Below are 19,613 nucleotides of genomic sequence, written 5' to 3' on the forward strand. Positions count from 1 at the left end.
CAATTAAATTTTAGTCATTCCACTCTGTGTGGAAGGTACCGTTAGTATCCGTACGCTCGTAGGTATGTGCTCCAAAGTAGTCGCGTAGCGCTTGAATTAGGTTTGTGGGTAATTTTTCGGATCGGTAGGCATCAAAATAGGCCAAGGAGTTCATTAGACCAGCAATAGGGATTCCTTTTTGAACGGAAAATTGTACTGTATTCCTTATATTTGATTGATTCTCGATTAATGTACTAGCTATGGTATCATCTAAAAGTATGTTTTTGAGATCTCTATTTTTGGCGTAAGCCTGACGAAAATCTTCAAGAACTACAGAACGAATAATACATCCACCACGCCAAATTTTAGCGATTGTCTCTAGGTTTAGCTCGTATTTATATTCGGTTGAAGCTTTAGTTAACAAAGCTAATCCTTGGGCGTACGTAATTAAAATAGAAAAATGTAAAGCGCCCTTTAGTTCTTCAATAGCCTTAGGAACATCAGTATTTGTTTGCTCTGAATTCCAAATCAATTTAGAGGCAGCCTGAATCCTTTCCGGTTTGCTTTTAGACATGTCTCGCATGGCTACAGCAGCATCTACAGTAGGAAGTGGTACTTCTAAATCCATTGCATTCTGTGAAGTCCATTTTCCTGTTCCTTTGGATTTTGCCCAGTCGGAAATCATATTTATTAGATTTTGACCGTCCGTATCTTTTTTCTTAAGGATCTGCCCCGTTATTTCAATCAGGTAGGATTCAAGTTCGGTATGATTCCATTCTTCAAAAACTTTTTGAATGGTCGAATCGTCCATCTTATAACCTCGTTTCATAATATCATAAACCTCAGAAATAAGCTGCATAATCCCGTATTCAATTCCGTTGTGCGCCATTTTTACATAGTTTCCAGCAGAACCGTTTCCTAAATATTCAACACAAGGCTCTCCATTAACTTTAGCAGCTATGGATTCAAAAATCGGGCGCAGTCTTTCGTAAGCTTCTTTATTACCACCTGGCATCAGACTTGGGCCAAAACGCGCTCCTTTTTCTCCTCCGGAGATTCCCATTCCAAAGAAATGGATTCCTTTGACAGATAATTCATTAAATCTGCGGTCGGTATCTGTAAAATAGGTGTTTCCACCATCAATAATAATATCTCCTTTATCCAAATGAGGAAGAAGGTTTCCAATTACAGCATCTACTGCTTTACCAGCAGGCACTAAAATCATAATAGCCCTCGGTTGCTTGATCAATTCGACAAACTCTTTGACTTCTGTTGTGGCTTTAATTCGGTGTTCTGAATCCGCTTCCTGAGTTAGCGAATGCACCTTATCTGCATCTAAATCCAATCCAGCGACGGCATGATGTTGATCGGCCATATTTAGGAGCAGATTACGGCCCATTACACCTAAGCCAACTATACCAAAATCGAATGTATTCATAAATATGTATCTAAATTTATTACTTCAAAAAAAAAGGCTGGATTCTATTTTATAGAATCCAGCCAAAATTAATCAATTATGCTACAGAAACACTATTAATTGCTTCTTTTAATGCTTTTGCAGCAGCAGCAGGATCCTCAGCTCCATAAATAGCTCCACCAGCAACAGCTACATGTGCACCGGCAGCAACAACATCTTTTATTGTGCTTAGGTTTACACCTCCTGCAATAGAGAAGGGAACTTTTGCTAGTTTACCCTCACTAACAAGTGTTTGTACAGAGTATCCTGGTAACGCTTGTTCGTCAAGTCCAGCATGTAACTCTACAAAAGCAACTCCAAAAGCAGTCACTTCTTTAGCTCTTTGTACTCTGTCTTTTACTCCAATAGTATCTACTACTACTTTTTTACCATATTTAACTGCAGCTTCTACAGCTCCTTTTATGGTAGCATCATCTACAGCACCCATTACGGTTACTAAATCTGCTCCTGCCTTAAATGCAATCTCAGCCTCAAGGGAACCTGTATCAGCAATTTTCATATCTGCAAAAATTAATTTGTCAGGGAAAGCTGCTTTCATTGCTGTTACCACCTGAATTCCTTCTGCTTTGATTAGCGGTGTACCTAATTCAATAATATCTACGTAAGGTGCTACTTTATGTGCTAGTTCTAATGCTGCTTCTGTAGTAAGTAAATCAATTGCGACTTGTAATTTTGTCATGTCTAAAATATTTAAATAATTAATAATATAAAAAATCGTTATTCAAGGTTAGCGTGTTTAGGCCATAAATCTTCTTTGGTCAAACCAGATTCTTGCCATAAATTCATAAAAACACCCTCCAAGATAAATAATGTAAATTGTTCAAAAAGGCCGCCCGCATATTGCTGAGAAACTGAATTACCAAAATCAGTTTTCGTGGCGGCATTTATATGTATTGTAGTATTTGCCATTTTTGCTAATGTACTTTCTGCATCGGCAGTCAGCGCAATAACTGTAGCTTTTTGTTTTATTGCCTTCTCAGCTGATGACACTACTGAAGAAGTAGTTCCTGATCCTGATGCTAAAATTAGTAAATCTCCTTCAAGGATTGCAGGCGTATTGGTTTCTCCTACAACAAATACTGTGTATCCCAAGTGCATGAACCTCATTGCTGCCATTTTTAAAGCTAGCCCACTTCTTCCAGCCGCCATGACGAATATTCGTTTGGCTGCTTTAATTTCTTGAACTAAAACCTTCATTTGTTGCGGGTCAATCTCTTTAGCTAATCGTAGATTTTCTTCTAAGATAACGAGTAGGTTTTTATTTGTAAAAGTATTGCTGTTCATGTTTTTTTGTTTTTAAATAAGTTCGTTCGTCTTTTGTACTTTCATATTAAAAATAACCAATAGAAAATACTTTTATAATCAGTATTTAATGAATGGATGTTTTTAATTGAAGTAATAAATTTTATAATTCTTTGTACAGAATTACAAAACCAAGTAGGACAATAGATGCTTTTTTGCAATAGCAATTAATTTATAATTTAATAGTATTAATTACTGATACAAAGATACGTCAGCAGGGAAGGAGGAATGTTATATAAACAGGACTATGCGGTATAAATTTGCGACAGGCCGTGTTGAAGATCAGTAGGAGTCTCCTTTAATTTGGCTCTAACAAATTTATTAAGTGCCGAAGGAGAGCTGAATCCGAGATCAAATGCAATTTCTTTGTGAGAACGATCTGTAAATAATAATTGGCGTTTAATTTCTGTGAGGATTCGATTGTGAACTGCATTTATAGCAGTTTCTCCAGAATATTTTTTATTGAGCGTGTTGAGTTTTTTTGTGCTAATTGCCAGTTTTAAGGCATAAAACTGTACTGTACGCTCCGTTTTATATTGATGATTCAAAAGTTTTTTAAAGGCAGTGTACGTATTTTGGTCTGGGCTTTGCGTATCCTGATGCAAAACCGGGTGCTGCCCATGTATTGATTCGATAAGTCCTAAAAGGAAAATTTTGATATAAAAACGAGCTTGTTCTTTTTTGACAAGACTTGGCGAATTATAAATATCTTGAATATTTTTGATAATTGGAAGTACTTGTTCAAATTCAAGGTTAGAAAGTGCCGTGCAATTTAAGTGAACGGATAAGTTAACATTATAAGCGCTTAGCTCATTTTTTAATATATCCGAACAAAATAATATCTCCTCAAATAATATAATTTTACCTATCACATCATTAGATAAATTTGATAAAAAATGTATTTGTTCCGGAAAGATTACAGCAATTTTTCCAGCATTTAATAGGTATATTTTGTCTTCAACATGTACTTTTATATTTCCAGACTCGACTAGGATAATACAAAAATGATCTTTTTTATGTGGTTTCAAATATTCTTCAATACTTGTTGTCCCGAGATCAAAAACTCGAAAAGACAAATTTTTATCTTCCGTTTTTTGAATATTTTTCTTGATCTCAAACCGCTTTAAATACATAAGATATTTTTTTGTTTAACTGCCTAATATGTTCAAATTAGCTACTCTAATGAATCAAATTCTTTGATGCATCAGGTATTTGTAATTATAATAGATTAATTCCAATTCGCTTATTTAGGACAATTATTTTCCGTTTACCAAAAGTTAATGGATTTATAATCAATAGATAGTCTTAAAAAAAGCGCCGAATTATAAATTTAAACTAAAATGAATAGCCTGCAAATATACGCTTTTCTTAATTTCGAGAGAATATTTTAGCTCATGATTAGACGTAAACCTTTCGTGAATGTGTAAAACGGGATTTTTATTTATATGGTTTGAGTATAAAAAAAATAAAACGGAACACACTTATCAAGTACAACAGATCACTTTAATTGCAAAAGTAGTCACTTGCTTTTTTTTATAATTCTAACATTTTTATATCAGTTAAAGCTGTATGGTACAATAAGGAAAAGAGCTTAAATTAATTCTGTCTTAATTTTGCAGGATGCTAAATTATTGTTTAATGAAAATAAATACTTTTACAGAAATAAAAACAACCCTAAAATGAAAAAACACACTCTGATTTTGTTTCTTTTCATAGGAACATTTGGCTACTCTCAAAACTGGAAAACGAATTTTGAAGAAGCAAAAGCACAGTCAATTTTAGAAAACAAAAACATTCTTCTCGTGTTTTCAGGATCAGATTGGTGCGCACCTTGTATTAAATTAGAAAATACAATTTGGAAATCGGAAGATTTTAAGAAAGAAGCAGAGCAAAAATGGGTAATCTATAAAGCTGATTTTCCTAAAAAGAAAGCAAATTTGTTATCAGCAGAACTAACTGCCAGCAATAAAAAATTAGCAGAACAATACAACAAATCAGGAAACTTTCCTTTAGTGCTTCTTCTGGATAAAGCAGGAACTGTATTAGGAATCACTGGTTACAAAAATGTATCTCCGCAAGAGTACATTCAAATGATTCATTCCTTCGAGAAACAATGAAAAAAATACTCTTTATAGGTTTTTTATTTACAACCGCATTAGCAACTTCTCAAATTACGCACAAGAGAAAGTTGTTTATGTTAGGAAGTCCTTTTGAGGTTACTGCTGTTGCAAATGATACTTTGAAAGCCAACGAATATATTGATTTGGCTGTAGCCGAAGTAAAACGAATTGAAAATTTAATTTCGGATTGGATTCCAACGACACAAATTTCAGAAATCAATCGCAATGCAGGATTAAAACCCGTAAAAGTCGATTCTGAAGTTTTTGAATTGGTTGAAAGAGCGATAAAAATCTCCCAAATTACAAATGGTGCCTTTGATATTTCCTATGCTTCGATGGACAGAATATGGAAGTTTGATGGTTCGATGAAAGTAATGCCAACTGAAGAAGCCATAAAAAAATCAGTAGCAAAAATAGGATATAAAAACATTATTTTAAATCCAAAAGACCATACTATTTTTCTAAAATTAGAAGGAATGAAATTAGGTTTGGGTGGTATTGGACAAGGATATATTGCAGATAAAGTGAAAGATTTATTGTTTTCAAAAGGCTGTATTTCTGGAATTATTAATGTTTCTGGTGATATTAATGCTTGGGGAAAACAATCGGATGGAAAACCTTGGACAGTTGGAATTGTAAATCCTTTGAACAAGAATAAAATTTTTGCCACTTTCCCATTAGAAGACAGTGCAGTTGAAACTTCAGGCAGTTATGAAAAATATGTGAATTTTAACGGAATCCGTTATTCACATATCATTGATCCCCGAACGGGTTATCCGGCAAGCGGCATTGTAAGTGTGTCAGTTTTTGCAAAACAAACAGAAATTGCTGATGCTATGGCAACTGGAATTTTTGTGCTTGGAGTAGAAGTAGGCTTGGATCTTGTCAATCAAATTAAAGGGCTTGAATGCATTATTGTTGACGATAAAGGCAAAATTCATTCTTCAAATGGAATTGATATCAAAAAATATAATTAATTAAAAAATACATTCATGAAACAGAAAATAGCCTTTGTGTTTTTTACACTTTTGATTTTGCAATCTTGTAGTTCCGTAAAAGAATACGAAAAAGAGAAAATAAATGATCCTGATATGAAGCTTTCTGCACGAACGGCCGAGCGTTATGAAACCTCTTTTCAAGTCTATCGGGAAGCTGCGGCAGGTGCCAATGGCGGAAAATCAGGTGGCGGTTGCGGTTGCAATTAATTAAAAGTATCAATTTAGATTGTAAATTTCAATCCATTAGAAAATGAAAATAAAAATTTTATCTCTTTTTATCTTAATCACGGCAACTGCTTTTTCTCAAGAAAACAGCAAAAAACCGGTTTTCAAAAAAAGAGTGTTAGAAAGCACGGAAGTCGACTTTTTAGCTAGCTATTATTATCAAGACGGATCAAAATCAGCTGTTTCTGGCGGAATTGGTTCGGAAAAACTTACAGATGTTGCCTCTAATATTGTCGTTGCAATGCCATTGAATGATGATGATGTTTTGACTATTGATTTAGGAATATCAGCTTATTCATCGGCATCTTCTAGTAATATAAATCCATTTAATTCTTCTGGAGCTTCTCAAGGTGGCGAAGACGATGACAAAGTAGCAGGAAGTAAAGCGGCAGCTACAGGGCCTTACGGAACGCCTTGGCAAGCTTCATCTGGTGCTTCTAAAAGTGATCAATTGGTTTCTGTAGTTGCAAATTATAGTCACAGCAGTGATTCCAGAAATTTTATATGGAATACCGATGTTTCTTTTTCAAATGAATACGATTATACTTCCGTGGGTTTTGGTGGTGGAATTGCAAGTCTTTTTAACGAAAAAAATACAGAATTGAGTTTGAAAGTAAATGCGTATCTGGATCAATGGAGACCTATTTATCCTACTGAATTGCACGAATATTCAAAATATGGTTCTAATTTTTTAAATCAAGGCTATTTTAGCGGTGTATCTGTTTTGGATCAAAACGGAGTTTCCACAACCAATTATTTGCCGTCAGCGTTTCAAACCGTAAATGCGGTTAACCGAAATTCGTTCTCAGCTTCGGTAGGATTTTCTCAGGTTTTAACTAAGAAATTGCAGGTTTCTGTTTTCTTTGATGCAGTGCAACAGCAAGGATTATTGTCGTCTCCTTATCACCGTATTTATTTTGCTGACAAAGCCAATTTTTATATTGGACAACCTCAATATATTAGCAATTACGAAAGTACAAGCAATGCCGGAGTCTACAAATTAGCAGATGATATCGAAAGATTGCCTGATTCACGTTTTAAAATTCCGGTTGGAGCGCGTCTGAATTATTATATCAATGAGCGATTTATATTGCGAACCTATTATCGTTTTTATTCTGATAACTGGGACATTCAATCGCATACGGCCAGTATTGAACTTCCTGTGAAATTATCGGATAAATTTACTGTTTTCCCAATGTATCGCTATTATACACAAACGGCTTCTAAATATTATGCGCCTTACGAAACACATTTGTCAACGGAAAAATTCTACACTTCGGATGCTGATTTAGCAACATTTGATGCAAATCAATACGGTTTTGGCGTAAATTACACCGATATTTTTACTGCGGGTAAAATTTGGAAATTTGGTCTGAAAAACATTGATTTTAGATTCAACCATTACAAACGTAGCGATAATCTGAATGCTAATATTGCTACTATTGCTTTCAAATTTGTAATGCAATAAAACCTAAATTTACAAAAAGATAAAAATGCACATATTGATTGTAGAAGACGAAGCCGGAATTGTTCAATTTCTGCAACAAGGGTTAGAGGAGGAAGGCTATACAATTACCAGTGCTTCTGATGGTTTGAAAGGATTTGATTTGTCACAAAAACAAAATTTTGATTTGATTCTATTGGATTGGATGTTGCCAAAAATGACCGGATTAGAGCTCTGTAAATCTATTCGGTTAAAAAACAAGACAACTCCAATCATTTTTTTAACAGCAAAAGATACCATTCAGGAAACAATTGAAGGTTTGAAAGCCGGTGCCAATGACTATATAAAGAAACCTTTTAGTTTTGATGAATTAGTTGAACGCATCAAAATTCATTTTAGAAATCAAGACGAAGATGAAATTCTCACCCTTGGCACCATCAAAATTGATATTCCACAACATCGTGTTTTAGTAAATGAACTTGAGGTGGCCTTGACTCAACGTGAATTTGAACTCTTGACGTATTTGGTAAAAAACAAAGGAAAAGTATGCACTAGGACTCAGATTATAGAGGACGTTTGGGATATTCACTTTGAATATGACACTGGCGTTATTGATGTTTTTATGAACGCAATTCGCAAAAAATTGAATTTAAAAATTGAACAAGACTACATAAAAACAGTTCGTGGTGTAGGGTATATTGCTAATGACTAAACGAAAATGCATCGACTTTCCTTTAAAAACAGAATTGCTTCTAATTATATAGTTACCACAGCCTTATTGATTTTTGTGGTTTTCTTTATCATTTATTCTATTGTCAAATATAGTGTTTACAGCCATGTCAATAACGATATTAGCAGTGAAGTGGAGAAACACCTCACTGAAATTGAAATTGTGGGCAACAGTTTTCATTTGATCCACGAAGAGGAATGGAAGGAACGCGAGCACAATACGCTAGATGTAAATCCGGTATTTATTCAGTTTATTGATAACAATAGAAACGTAATTGAAAAATCTCCCAATCTTAAAAAATCTACTTTAACTTTTGACAAAGAAAAGACAGATAAAAAACTCTTTGATACCAAATTAGTCGATAACGCAATTCGGCAAATTCAGGTTCCTATTTATCAAAAAACAAAAGTCATTGGTTACATTTTAATTGCCATGTCACTGGAAGATGCTACGATGGTGCTCAATAATTTATCGGAAGTACTGATTATTGCCTATCCCGTAATTCTGATATTGTTGTTTTTTATTGCCAGATTTATTGCGGGAAGGAGCATAAAACCCATTAGTTCCATTATTACAACTTCTAATATTATTACCAAAGACAATTTGAGTTCCCGCATTCTGTTGCCACAAAATCGAGATGAACTGTTTGTTTTATCTCAAACTATCAATAATTTATTAGATCGAATAGAAACTGCTGTTGAACGAGAAAAGCAATTCACTTCGGATGCTTCGCACGAATTAAGAACGCCATTAACGGTGATCAAAGGAACTTTAGAAGTTTTGATTCGAAAACCCAGAGATCACGCTGAATATGAAGAAAAAATAAACTTTTGTGTTACCGAAGTTAATCGGTTGAATCATTTAGTGGATCAGTTGCTTTTATTGGCACGATTTGAAAACCAAAAGCAGACGTTAAAACCAGAGAAAGTTTATCTGAATGCCTTATTTTTAGATACAATTGCGAGATATTCTACTGTAATTCAATCCAAAAAAATTACTCTTTCTACTGAATTTTCAAAGGATTATTACATAGAAACTGATAATTATTTGTTTTCAATAGTGATTAATAATCTAATTTCAAATGCATTAAAATATTCGAATCCAAACGGAAATTTAATCGTAACCATTAAAACTATCAATTCTAAAATTGAATGTTACATTACTGATTCTGGAATTGGAATACCGGCTGAAGATTTAGAAAAAATATTCAATCAGTTTTACCGTTCTAAATCCAGCAATCACCCTGACATAAAAGGAACAGGTTTAGGATTGTCTATTGTCAAAAGATTGTGTTCCTTGCTCAACATTGATATTGCAATTACCAGCGAGGAAAATAGCGGTACCACTGTTATTTTAAGTTTATTTGAAGCAGACTTTAAGTAGTTCTTAAGGAAATACATACCTTTATGCTTTACTTTTGAAGTGTAAATAAATCAAAATGCTCGAAAAAATTATTGCTTTTAGTTTAAAAAACAAGCTCATTGTCTTACTCTTTACTTTGGGAGTTTTTGGATTTGGTTTGTTTTCTGTTTTCCAAATATCGATTGGAGCAGTTCCAGACGTCACGAATAATCAGGTTCAGGTAATTACTACTTCTCGCAACCTTTCTACACAAGACATTGAACAATTTATTACCTATCCTGTTGAGATTGAAATGGCTAATTTGCCAGGTGTTCAGGAAATTCGATCTATTTCAAAATTTGGTTTATCTGTGGTGACAATTGTTTTTGATGAAAATCTAGGGACTTATCTTCCAAGACAACTTATAGCCGAAAAAATCAAAACGGCTTCTGAGAAAATTCCACAAGGCTTTGGAACACCAGAAATGGGACCAATTACTACGGGACTTGGAGAAATCTACCAATATACTTTAGAAGTAAAACCCGAGTTCAAAAATAATTATACGGTAACTGATTTACGAACCATTCAGGATTGGGTGGTAAAACGACAATTATCAGGAATAAAAGGTGTTGTAGAAATTAATACTTGGGGTGGTTTTTTAAAGCAGTACGAAATTGCGATTAGTCCCTCACGTTTGAAAGCCATGAATATTACTACAGCGGATGTTTTTACTGCTTTGGAAAAAAACAATAGTATTGCTGGTGGAGCTTACATCGAAAAAGTGAATCAAAGTTACTTTATTCGCGGTGAAGGAAAAGTCAATTCACTCGAAGATATTGGAAATATCGTGGTCAAAAACACCAATGGATTGCCAGTTTATGTCAAGAATGTAGCGCAAGTTCGTTTTGGTCATGCCAATCGTTTTGGCGCAATTACTGGTAATGGCGAAGGCGAAAAAGTTTTGGGTCAAGTAATGATGCTCAAAGGCGGAAACTCTAAACAGGTAATTGATGATGTAAAAGACAGAGTGGCTGAAATTCAAAAATCGTTGCCAGATGGTGTCTACATTAATGGTTTTTTAGAACGAAGTGAATTAGTTGGGAAAACAACTTTTACGGTTGCTGAAAACTTGATTTTAGGATGTTTAATCGTAATTTTTGTGGTCATTTTGTTACTAGGAAACTGGCGCTCTGGATTGGTTGTGGCTTCTGTGATTCCGTTGTGTTTATTATTCGCCATTTCGTTTATGAATATTTTTGGTATCGATGCTAATTTAATGAGTTTAGGAGCCATTGATTTTGGAATTATAATTGATGGTGCCGTAATTATTGTTGAGTTTATTGCGTTCCAAATCGCAAGTAAATCTGCTCATTTAGTAAATCTCAGCAAGGAAGAACGGCAGTTAGAAATTGACCAAATCACCTATAAAAGTGCTTCTAAAATGATGAATTCGGCTATTTTTGGCCAATTAATTATTTTGATTGTTTTTATTCCAATTCTTTCCTTATCTGGAATTGAAGGTAAAATGTTCAAACCGATGGCGATGACGTTTAGTTTTGCTTTATTAGGTGCCATGATTTTCTGTTTTACTTACGTTCCTGTCGTTTCTTCGTTGTTTTTAAAACCAAAAGCAGAAAATCCAAATTCAGTATCCAATAAATTAATTCGCAAACTTAATTCTTGGTATTTACCAATAATTACATGGTCAGTAGGCAATACTAAAAAAGTTTTATACGGCGCATTGGGTTTGTTGTTGCTCGCTGTGGGCTTGTTTGCAACTATGGGAGGCGAGTTTATTCCTACGCTTGATGAAGGGGATTTTGTAATTCAACCCGTTTTAAAAACAGGAACTTCATTGACAAAAACAATAGCAATAACGACTAAAATTGAAAAAATAATTCTGAAAAACTTCCCGGAAGTCACACAAGTAGTCAGCAGAATTGGAGCGGCCGAAGTTCCTACAGACCCAATGTCTATGGAAGAAAGTGATGTTATTGTCAAATTAAAACCCAAATCAGAATGGACCTCGGCTTCTTCCAAAGATGAATTAGCAGACAAAATTAAAGCAGCCCTAGAAAAAGAAATTCCAAACATGGAAATCGAATTTACGCAACCAATTGAAATGCGTTTCAACGAATTAATTTCTGGAACACGATCCGATGTAGCGGTAAAAGTTTTTGGTGAAGACTTAACTATTTTGGCTAAAAAAGCACAAGAAATCAAAAATGCTATCGCAAAAGTAGAAGGTGCTTCGGATATTATTGTCGAAAAAACAGATGGTTTACCCCAAATGTCAGTGGTTTATGATCGTTCGAAAATAGCCCGTTACGGTTTGAATATTGCCGACTTGAACGAAATGATTGCTCTTGGCTTTGCTGGAAAAACCGTTGGAAATGTTTTTGAAGGCGAGAAACGTTTTGATATGGTAATCCGCTTGGATCAAGCAAACCGCCATAACATTGAAGATTTACGTAATTTGTATGTGCCAACGCCAAACGGGGAGCAAATTCCGTTAAGCGAATTGGCTTTGATCAAGTATACTGAAGGTCCTGCAAAAATTTCTAGAGACAATACTAATAGAAGAATTGTGGTGGGAATCAATGTTCGCAATCGAGATTTGCAAAGTGTAGTTACAGATATTCAGAAAATTGTAGACAATCAGATTAAAATGCCAGATGGATATTATGTGCAATATGGTGGACAATTTGAAAATTTACAAAGTGCTAAAGCCCGATTGATGGTTGCAGTTCCTATTGCTTTATTTTTGATTTTTATCCTTTTGTATTTCGCGTTTGGATCTGTAAAAGAAGCGCTAATGGTTTATTCAGCGATTCCATTGTCAGCAGTTGGTGGCGTTTTATTCTTATGGATTAGAGATTTACCATTTAGCATTTCAGCTGGGGTTGGCTTCATCGCCCTTTTTGGAATTGCAGTATTAAACGGAATTGTACTAATCGAACATTTTAAAGAACTCAAACATCAAGGTATGAAAGATATCGATGCATTAATTTTAAAAGGAACTACCGATAGATTACGTCCGGTTTTGTTAACCGCTTCGGCCGCTGCATTAGGATTTCTACCTATGGCAATTTCATCTTCGGCAGGCGCAGAAGTGCAACGACCGCTGGCAACAGTTGTAATTGGTGGATTATTTACAGCAACTATTTTAACAATGATCGTTTTGCCTATTTTATACAAAGTTTTTGATAGCGCAATTTTCAAAAAAGCGAAGTTCAAGAAACATCAAAGTTCTACTTATATCATTTTGTTATTGTTGAGTTCGTCATTGGCTTTTTCACAAAATACTAATCCGGAATTAGATAATTTATTGTCTACAGCAATTCAAAATAATAAAGGATTAAAAGCAGTTCAATTGCAAGTGGATAAAACAAAAGCCAATATCAAAACGGCAAATACTTTTGACAAAACTAATATTTATTACAGTTATGACCAAAATAATTTGGCGCCAAATAATCAACCATTAAGAGTATTTGGCGTACAGCAACGCTTTTCTTTTCCAACAATTTACGGAGCGCAGAAAAAAGTATTTTCTTCTGAATATGAGAGGGAAAAAGCCAATTTTGATATTCAAAAAAACAAACTTTCTTTAGCTGTTTCTAAGTCATATCAGCATATCGTTTATTTGCAACATCAAAAAAAACTGTACCAATATTTAGATAGTTTGTACCAAAATTTCTCTAAAGCCAGTGACAGACGTTTTGAATTAGGAGAAACTAATTATCTAGAAAAAATTACGGCTCAAGCTAAATTCAGACAAATTAGAACCAAGCTTTCGCAAATTGAAAATGATAAAAAAGCACAATATGAACTGTTACAATCCCTGCTTCAAACCGATGAAATAATTGCAATAAAAAGTAATTCAATTACACCATTAAGTACTTTTACTGACGAAACAAGTAAATTGACTTACACTGCTTATTTAGAGAGTATTACCAAAAATTATAAAAACCAAATTAATTTACAAAAACAGCATTGGCTGCCAGATATAAACTTAGATTATTTTCAAGGAAAAAATAATGGATTATCACAGTCGTTGTATGGTTTTCAAGTTGGTTTAGCAGTGCCAATACTCTTTTCAGGTAACGTTTCTAAAACTAAAGTAGCGCAGCTCGAATTGCAAAGTTGGGAACAACAAAAGCAAAATGAGGAAGTAAAAATAGAGAAGTATATTAATCAAAAAAAGAATGAATTAGCGAAGTGTCAGGAAGCGATAAACTACTACAATTTGTATGGAAAAAAATTATCAGATGAGATTATAAAGGTAGGGGACAACAGCTATAAACATGGTGATATTGATTTTTTCCAGTACATTCAAAGTTTAGAAAATGCGACAACCATACAAGTGGATTATTTAGATACTATTTTGCTCTTCAATCAAACTCAATTAGATTTACAATACCTCAATTTTTAAAATATAAATAATGAAAAAATTACTCTATATAATTACTTTATCCCTTGTTTTATTTTCTTGTAAAGAATCGAAAACAGAAGAAGTAGAACAAAAAGACAACGGTTTGATTGCTGTGACTACAGCGCAATTTAAATCGTCAGGAATGGAGATTGCAAGTCCATCACAACAAGATTTTGCTGTGACAGTAAAAGCAGCGGGAAAAATTGACGTGCCACCACAAAACAGAGCCAAGGTAAATACTTTTGTTGGTGGTTATGTGAAATCAACAACGCTTTTGGTTGGTAATAAAGTAGTTAAAGGGCAAGCTTTGTTAACGTTACAAAACACCGAATTTCTTGATATTCAAAAAGATTATTTGGAAGTGGCTGAGCAGTTAAATTTCTTAAAATCGGAATATGACAGACAAAAAACGTTGTATGATGAAAAAATTACTTCGCAAAAAAACTACCTAAAAGCCGAAAGTGACTATAAAAGAGCAAGAGCGATGCATCAAAGTTTACGTGCTAAATTAGTACTTATGAATATTAATCCAAAAAGTGTTGAGAAGGGAAACATGACGTCAACAATCACAATTTTTTCACCAATAACGGGCGATATTGTAGTCATGAATGCGAATGTAGGAATGTATATTGCGCCTTCGGATGTGCTTTTAGAAATTGTTGATACCGATCATTTGCATTTAGAATTAGCTGTTTTTGAAAAAGATATTTTGAATGTAAAAATTGGACAAAAGATCTATTTTAAAGTTCCTGAAGCAACTAAAGATATTTTTAATGCCGAAGTACATTTAGTAGGAAAATCAATAGAAGGAAATGATAGAACGATCAACATACATGGGCATTTAGACGAAGGGATACAACAAAAATTAATTACAGGTATGTTCGTTGAAGCAGAAATTATAACCGATTCTAAAAAAGGTTTAGCAATTCCAGCTGAAGCCCTACTGACGGAGAATAATAAAAATTTCGTACTTTTATTGGACAGTGAAAAAAATGGATATTCGTTTAAAAAAGTTAGCGTTTCCGTAGGGGAGAAATCTGAAAAATTTGTGGAAATAATTCCGAATACAATCATAAACGCATCTTCAAAGATTTTAACAAAAGGAGTATTCGATTTGGCTAATTAAAAAAAAGTAAATAAAATGGACTTGAATAAATTAAAAGATCAGTTGCAGACTGAGGTTGACACCGCTTTTTTGTACGAAAGCATCGCCGCTATTCAAACTGATGATAATCTATCAAGAGTATTAGTCAGTTTAGGTGAAATTGAAAAAGGACATGCAAAACACATGTTTGATAAAGTGTTGACTTTGGAACCAAATTATAAAAGCCCTTCCCCATCTACAAGAGCAAAATTCCAATTGAAGTTGGGTAAAATTTTTGGTTATAGTTCTATAATTAGTAACCTTTCAAGTATAGAAAAGCAGTTTGCGGTCAATTCAATCCAGAAAAAAATTAAAACTGGGGAGAAACCAACTGGTTTTGAGCACAATCATCTGAATATAATTGAAGCCGTAAATAATAATGGAGCACTCAATGTTTCCGGGAGTTTTTTATCAAAATTTGAAAGTAGACACAAATCAGTGGGCGGAAATGCTTTACGCGCTGCTGTATTAGGGTCTAATGACGGATTGGTTTCAAATATGAGTTTGGTCATGGGAGTTGCTGGTGCAGCGGTTTCTAATAATACGATATTACTAACCGGTATTGCAGGACTGTTGGCGGGAGCAATTTCAATGGCTTTAGGTGAATGGCTTTCGGTACAAAGTTCGAGAGAATTAAACCAACGCCAAATTGATTTGGAAACCGAAGAATTAGAAGCTTCGCCCGAAGAAGAAAAAAAAGAATTAGTACTACTGTATCAAGCCAAAGGAATGAACGTTGTTGAAGCACAAAAATTAGCTGACAAAGCTTTTGAAAATCCGCAAACGGCAATTGATGCTATTATTACGGAGGAGTTAGGAATTGACAAAGACGAATTAGGCGGTTCAGCCTGGGAAGCAGCAACAGCTTCGTTTGTGCTTTTTGCTATTGGCGCTATTATTCCATTATACCCTTTTATGTTTTTAGATGGAAAAAACGCCATATTATTAAGTTTAGGAAGTAGTGTAATTGGACTTTTTGGGATTGGAGCCGCAATAACTTTATTAACAGGTAAGGGTATTTTGTTTTCTGGATTAAGACAAGTTTCTTTTGGATTAGTAGCAGCTGCAATAACGTATGGAATTGGCTCCTTAATTGGGGTTTCATTGGCGGGTTAAAATGATTGATACTTAGAAAAGTAGTACTAACCTTTAAATATAAAAATTATGAATGATGCCCATTTACACATGGTTGTTAACCATTTTCCAATTATCGGGACCATTTTTGGAATTGGAATTTTAGTGACCGGATTGCTATTAAAAAATAATTCAGTAAAAAACACGGCTTATGTTATATTTGTGATTGCTGCTATTTTTGGCATATTAAGTATGTCAACAGGTGAAGGTGCCGAAGAAATAGTGGAGGACTATCCAGGAATTGGCAAATCCATTATTCATGAACATGAAGAATTAGCCGAAAAATTAGCGCTAGTTTTAGATGTTATGGGTGGTTTATCTCTTTTGGCTATATTTTTAAGTTTTAAGAAAAGTTCTAAAGAAAAATTTGTTTCATTTTTGATTTTGAGTATTGGAATTGTAAGTTTATTTTTAATTCAAAAAGTAGGAACTTCAGGAGGTGAAATTCGCCATACCGAAATTAGGGCTGATAGCACCATTTCCAGCAGCGCTACCGACAATTCATCCAACAAAAATGAAAACAAAGAAGCCAATGAATAATTTTAATTTAACAAAAATATAAGTTTAAGTTAAAATAAAAATTGCTTTTTAATGAATTTATCGCGTATATTTGCAAAAGAATAAAATAAAGAACTACACAAAATGTTTACAAATAAATTGCATCATCATCATTTTCATTATTGCTCTCAAGCGATGTGTTAACGATATGTGTATAAATCATCATATTCTAAAACCCGTTTGAGTACATCAAACGGGTTTTTTATTACCTAATATTTGTACTCAACCAAAATATTTTAAACAAAACAAAAAAACAAAATGAGTACATTAAAAATTGCAATTCAAAAATCAGGACGTTTAAACGAAGACAGCATTCAAATTCTTAAAGATGCTGGTATTTCAATTGATAACGGTATCGACCAATTAAAAGCTGAAGCATCAAATTTTCCGTTAGAAGTTTTATATTTAAGAAATTCGGATATTCCTCAATATTTGATTGATGGAGTAGTAGATATTGCTATTGTTGGCGATAATCTATTAGTGGAAAAAGGTGGGGATATTGAAGTAATTCAAAAATTAGGTTTTTCAAAATGTAAGGTATCTGTTGCTGTCCCAAAAGCCTTTGATTACAAATCGGTTCAGGATTTAGAAGGTATGCGCATAGCAACTTCTTATCCTAAAACAGTACTTGACTTTTTTAGTTCTAAAGGTGTAAAAGTCGATATTCACCAAATTTCAGGATCGGTTGAAATTGCTCCAAACATTGGCTTAGCCGATGCTATTGTTGATATTGTATCCAGCGGGAGTACTTTATTCAAAAACAACTTAAAAGAGGTTGAAGTTATTTTTAAAAGTGAAGCCGTTTTGGCTGTATCGCCAAAAGTAAGCCCTGAATCTCAAAAAATAATTGATATCTTAAAATTCAGAATCGAATCTGTTTTAAGAGCACGAAAATCAAAATATATTTTGATGAATGTTCCAAATGATAAAATTGATGCAGTGGGTAAAATTCTTCCTGTATTGAGAAGTTTAACCGTATTGCCATTGGCACAAGAAGGATGGAGTAGCGTGCACTCTGTTATCGACAAAGATACTTTTTGGGATGTAATCGATCAATTGAAAGAAGCTGGTGCCGAAGGTATTTTAATTTGCCCAATTGAGAAAATGGTACTTTAAAAATTTTAAATTATAAGTTGTAAATTATGAGTTTAAAAGCGGAATAATTCTATTATTTAATCTTTGAATAAAACTAAAAATGAATAAAATATACAATCCTAAACCAGAAACTTGGGCTACAATTTTAGAAAGACCTACAAAAACGGTAGATGATATTGAAGCCACTGTAAAAGAAATTTTCCAAGAAGTTCAAAAGAAAGGGGATCTTGCAGTTGCAAAATATACGTCGCTTTTTGATGGTGCCAAAATAAATTCAATTGAAGTTACAAAAGCTGAAATTGAGCAAGCGATTACGATGGTTTCTCCAGAGTTAAAAGAGGCGATTAAATTAGCCAAATCTAATATTTCAAAATTTCACATTGCTCAAAAAACAGATCGTGTAGCAGTAGAAACAATTGAGGGAGTGCACTGTTGGCAAGAAAAACGTCCGATTCAAAAAATCGGATTGTATATTCCAGGAGGAACTGCACCTTTATTTTCAACAGTTTTGATGCTGGCTGTTCCTGCAGAAATTGCCGGCTGTAACCAAGTTGTTTTATGTTCCCCTCCAGATAAAAATGGAGCAATTAATCCTGCTATTTTATATGCAGCCAATTTATGTGGTGTAACTAAAATTTTGAAAGTTGGTGGTATTCAAGCTATTGCCGGAATGACTTTTGGAACAGAAACGATTCCAAAAGTGTATAAAATCTTTGGTCCCGGAAATCAATTTGTCACAGTTGCAAAACAATTAGCAACACAATTTGGTGTCGCAATTGATATGCCTGCTGGCCCATCAGAATTATTGATTGTTGCTGATGTGACTGCAGTTCCTGCTTTTGTAGCTTCGGATTTATTGTCACAAGCAGAACATGGAGCGGATAGTCAAGTAATTTTGGTTTCTACTTCCAAGAAATTAATTGATGCAGTAGAGACTGAAATTCAAATACAAATGGAATCGTTGCCAAGAAAAGCCATTGCCGAAAAAGCCATTGCGAATTCAAAATTGATTTTTGTTGAAAATGACAAAATTGCTTTGGATTTAATCAATGAATACGGACCGGAACATTTCATTATTTGTTCGGAATTTGATGATTTTTATAGCAATGGTGTTCAAAATGCGGGTTCTGTATTCATAGGAAATTATACTCCTGAAAGTGCTGGAGATTATGCTTCAGGAACCAATCATACGTTGCCAACCAATGGTTACGCAAAGAACTATAGTGGTGTAAATCTGGATAGTTTTACAAAAGCGATGACTTTCCAAAAAATAACCGAGAAAGGAATACAAAATATAGGAAAAGCCATTGAAATTATGGCTGAAGCAGAAGGTTTGCAAGCACATAAAAATGCCGTTACATTACGATTAAAAGAGATTGAAGATGGAAAATAATTTCGATATAAATATTTTGGTCAGAGAAAACGTGAAGTTGATGAAACAGTATTCTTCTGCTCGTGATGAATTTGAGGATTTTGATACTGCAGATATGATTTTTTTGGATGCCAATGAAAATCCGTTTGAAAATGGCGTGAACAGATATCCGGATCCACAACAAACGAGTGTAAAAGAGGTTTTGGCAAAACAAAAATTTGTCAAGACGAATCAAATTTTATTAGGAAATGGAAGTGATGAA

General features: G+C 34.0%; 16 protein-coding genes and 1 pseudogene. 13 read left to right on the top strand and 4 right to left on the bottom strand.

Going from position 1 to position 19,613, the window contains the following annotated elements; genetic code table 11:
- Positions 1–10: 10 nt before the first annotated feature.
- The 4 genes from gndA to ACEN2F_RS13840 form a co-directional block, all read right to left on the bottom strand.
- Positions 11–1,417: an NADP-dependent phosphogluconate dehydrogenase gene (gene gndA, locus ACEN2F_RS13825; protein ID WP_441740221.1), complete on the bottom strand. Its 1,407-nt coding sequence runs from the start codon at positions 1,415–1,417 to the stop codon at positions 11–13.
- Positions 1,418–1,493: 76 nt separating this feature from the next.
- A complete protein-coding gene (gene hxlA, locus ACEN2F_RS13830) occupies positions 1,494–2,135 on the bottom strand; it encodes a 3-hexulose-6-phosphate synthase (protein ID WP_441740224.1) in 642 nt (213 codons plus the stop codon).
- Positions 2,136–2,173: 38 nt separating this feature from the next.
- Positions 2,174–2,740, bottom strand: a complete 567-nt coding sequence (gene hxlB / locus ACEN2F_RS13835) for a 6-phospho-3-hexuloisomerase (RefSeq protein ID WP_441740226.1) — start codon at positions 2,738–2,740, stop codon at positions 2,174–2,176.
- Between the two features lie 263 nt (positions 2,741–3,003).
- Positions 3,004–3,891, bottom strand: a complete 888-nt coding sequence (locus ACEN2F_RS13840; RefSeq protein ID WP_441740229.1) for an AraC family transcriptional regulator — start codon at positions 3,889–3,891, stop codon at positions 3,004–3,006.
- A gap of 546 nt (positions 3,892–4,437) precedes the next feature.
- Here ACEN2F_RS13840 and ACEN2F_RS13845 point away from each other — a divergent pair.
- From ACEN2F_RS13845 to ACEN2F_RS13905, 13 genes and pseudogenes are all read left to right on the top strand, one after another.
- Positions 4,438–4,875, top strand: coding sequence for a thioredoxin family protein (locus ACEN2F_RS13845; protein ID WP_441740232.1), 438 nt, complete (start codon positions 4,438–4,440; stop codon positions 4,873–4,875).
- Complete coding sequence (locus ACEN2F_RS13850; RefSeq protein WP_441740235.1) at positions 4,872–5,855, top strand: FAD:protein FMN transferase; 984 nt, start codon at positions 4,872–4,874, stop codon at positions 5,853–5,855. Before ACEN2F_RS13845 ends, ACEN2F_RS13850 begins: the two co-directional genes overlap by 4 nt.
- 15 nt (positions 5,856–5,870) lie before the next feature.
- On the top strand, positions 5,871–6,083 hold the full coding sequence (locus ACEN2F_RS13855) for a DUF4266 domain-containing protein (protein WP_196854218.1): 213 nt from the start codon (positions 5,871–5,873) through the stop codon (positions 6,081–6,083).
- Between the two features lie 43 nt (positions 6,084–6,126).
- Positions 6,127–7,569 (top strand): DUF3570 domain-containing protein, encoded by a 1,443-nt coding sequence (locus tag ACEN2F_RS13860; RefSeq protein WP_441740238.1) that lies wholly within the window; start codon positions 6,127–6,129, stop codon positions 7,567–7,569.
- A gap of 25 nt (positions 7,570–7,594) precedes the next feature.
- Positions 7,595–8,257 (top strand): response regulator transcription factor, encoded by a 663-nt coding sequence (locus tag ACEN2F_RS13865; protein WP_441740241.1) that lies wholly within the window; start codon positions 7,595–7,597, stop codon positions 8,255–8,257.
- A gap of 6 nt (positions 8,258–8,263) precedes the next feature.
- Entirely contained in the window at positions 8,264–9,658 is a 1,395-nt protein-coding gene (locus ACEN2F_RS13870; protein WP_441740244.1) for a sensor histidine kinase, read from the top strand.
- A gap of 55 nt (positions 9,659–9,713) precedes the next feature.
- A complete protein-coding gene (locus ACEN2F_RS13875; protein ID WP_441740247.1) occupies positions 9,714–14,048 on the top strand; it encodes a CusA/CzcA family heavy metal efflux RND transporter in 4,335 nt (1,444 codons plus the stop codon).
- Between the two features lie 10 nt (positions 14,049–14,058).
- Positions 14,059–15,174, top strand: a complete 1,116-nt coding sequence (locus ACEN2F_RS13880; RefSeq protein WP_441740250.1) for an efflux RND transporter periplasmic adaptor subunit — start codon at positions 14,059–14,061, stop codon at positions 15,172–15,174.
- A gap of 15 nt (positions 15,175–15,189) precedes the next feature.
- Positions 15,190–16,308 carry a VIT1/CCC1 transporter family protein gene (locus tag ACEN2F_RS13885; RefSeq protein ID WP_441740252.1) on the top strand — a complete coding sequence of 373 codons (1,119 nt, stop codon included), beginning with the start codon at positions 15,190–15,192 and terminating at the stop codon, positions 16,306–16,308.
- Positions 16,309–16,356: 48 nt separating this feature from the next.
- Complete coding sequence (locus ACEN2F_RS13890) at positions 16,357–16,866, top strand: hypothetical protein (RefSeq protein ID WP_441740255.1); 510 nt, start codon at positions 16,357–16,359, stop codon at positions 16,864–16,866.
- A gap of 276 nt (positions 16,867–17,142) precedes the next feature.
- Positions 17,143–18,000: an ATP phosphoribosyltransferase gene (gene hisG / locus ACEN2F_RS13895; RefSeq protein ID WP_441740257.1), complete on the top strand. Its 858-nt coding sequence runs from the start codon at positions 17,143–17,145 to the stop codon at positions 17,998–18,000.
- 79 nt (positions 18,001–18,079) lie between these two features.
- On the top strand, positions 18,080–19,372 hold the full coding sequence (hisD, locus tag ACEN2F_RS13900; RefSeq protein ID WP_441740260.1) for a histidinol dehydrogenase: 1,293 nt from the start codon (positions 18,080–18,082) through the stop codon (positions 19,370–19,372).
- Positions 19,362–19,613, top strand: a pseudogene (locus tag ACEN2F_RS13905) (histidinol-phosphate transaminase); the annotation flags it as partial. The gene hisD and the pseudogene ACEN2F_RS13905, both read left to right, overlap by 11 nt.

It is taken from the genome of Flavobacterium sp. W20_MBD1_R3 (assembly GCF_052119725.1).
Lineage (GTDB): Bacteria > Bacteroidota > Bacteroidia > Flavobacteriales > Flavobacteriaceae > Flavobacterium.

What these genes read in the sequence shown, in the direction of transcription:
- gndA (WP_441740221.1), bottom strand. Translation starts at nt 1,417, where the DNA reads ATGAATACATTCGATTTTGGTATAGTTGGCTTAGGTGTAATGGGCCGT.
- hxlA (WP_441740224.1), bottom strand. Translation starts at nt 2,135, where the DNA reads ATGACAAAATTACAAGTCGCAATTGATTTACTTACTACAGAAGCAGCA.
- hxlB (WP_441740226.1), bottom strand. Translation starts at nt 2,740, where the DNA reads ATGAACAGCAATACTTTTACAAATAAAAACCTACTCGTTATCTTAGAA.
- ACEN2F_RS13840 (WP_441740229.1), bottom strand. Translation starts at nt 3,891, where the DNA reads ATGTATTTAAAGCGGTTTGAGATCAAGAAAAATATTCAAAAAACGGAA.
- ACEN2F_RS13845 (WP_441740232.1), top strand. Translation starts at nt 4,438, where the DNA reads ATGAAAAAACACACTCTGATTTTGTTTCTTTTCATAGGAACATTTGGC.
- ACEN2F_RS13850 (WP_441740235.1), top strand. Translation starts at nt 4,872, where the DNA reads ATGAAAAAAATACTCTTTATAGGTTTTTTATTTACAACCGCATTAGCA.
- ACEN2F_RS13855 (WP_196854218.1), top strand. Translation starts at nt 5,871, where the DNA reads ATGAAACAGAAAATAGCCTTTGTGTTTTTTACACTTTTGATTTTGCAA.
- ACEN2F_RS13860 (WP_441740238.1), top strand. Translation starts at nt 6,127, where the DNA reads ATGAAAATAAAAATTTTATCTCTTTTTATCTTAATCACGGCAACTGCT.
- ACEN2F_RS13865 (WP_441740241.1), top strand. Translation starts at nt 7,595, where the DNA reads ATGCACATATTGATTGTAGAAGACGAAGCCGGAATTGTTCAATTTCTG.
- ACEN2F_RS13870 (WP_441740244.1), top strand. Translation starts at nt 8,264, where the DNA reads ATGCATCGACTTTCCTTTAAAAACAGAATTGCTTCTAATTATATAGTT.
- ACEN2F_RS13875 (WP_441740247.1), top strand. Translation starts at nt 9,714, where the DNA reads ATGCTCGAAAAAATTATTGCTTTTAGTTTAAAAAACAAGCTCATTGTC.
- ACEN2F_RS13880 (WP_441740250.1), top strand. Translation starts at nt 14,059, where the DNA reads ATGAAAAAATTACTCTATATAATTACTTTATCCCTTGTTTTATTTTCT.
- ACEN2F_RS13885 (WP_441740252.1), top strand. Translation starts at nt 15,190, where the DNA reads ATGGACTTGAATAAATTAAAAGATCAGTTGCAGACTGAGGTTGACACC.
- ACEN2F_RS13890 (WP_441740255.1), top strand. Translation starts at nt 16,357, where the DNA reads ATGAATGATGCCCATTTACACATGGTTGTTAACCATTTTCCAATTATC.
- hisG (WP_441740257.1), top strand. Translation starts at nt 17,143, where the DNA reads ATGAGTACATTAAAAATTGCAATTCAAAAATCAGGACGTTTAAACGAA.
- hisD (WP_441740260.1), top strand. Translation starts at nt 18,080, where the DNA reads ATGAATAAAATATACAATCCTAAACCAGAAACTTGGGCTACAATTTTA.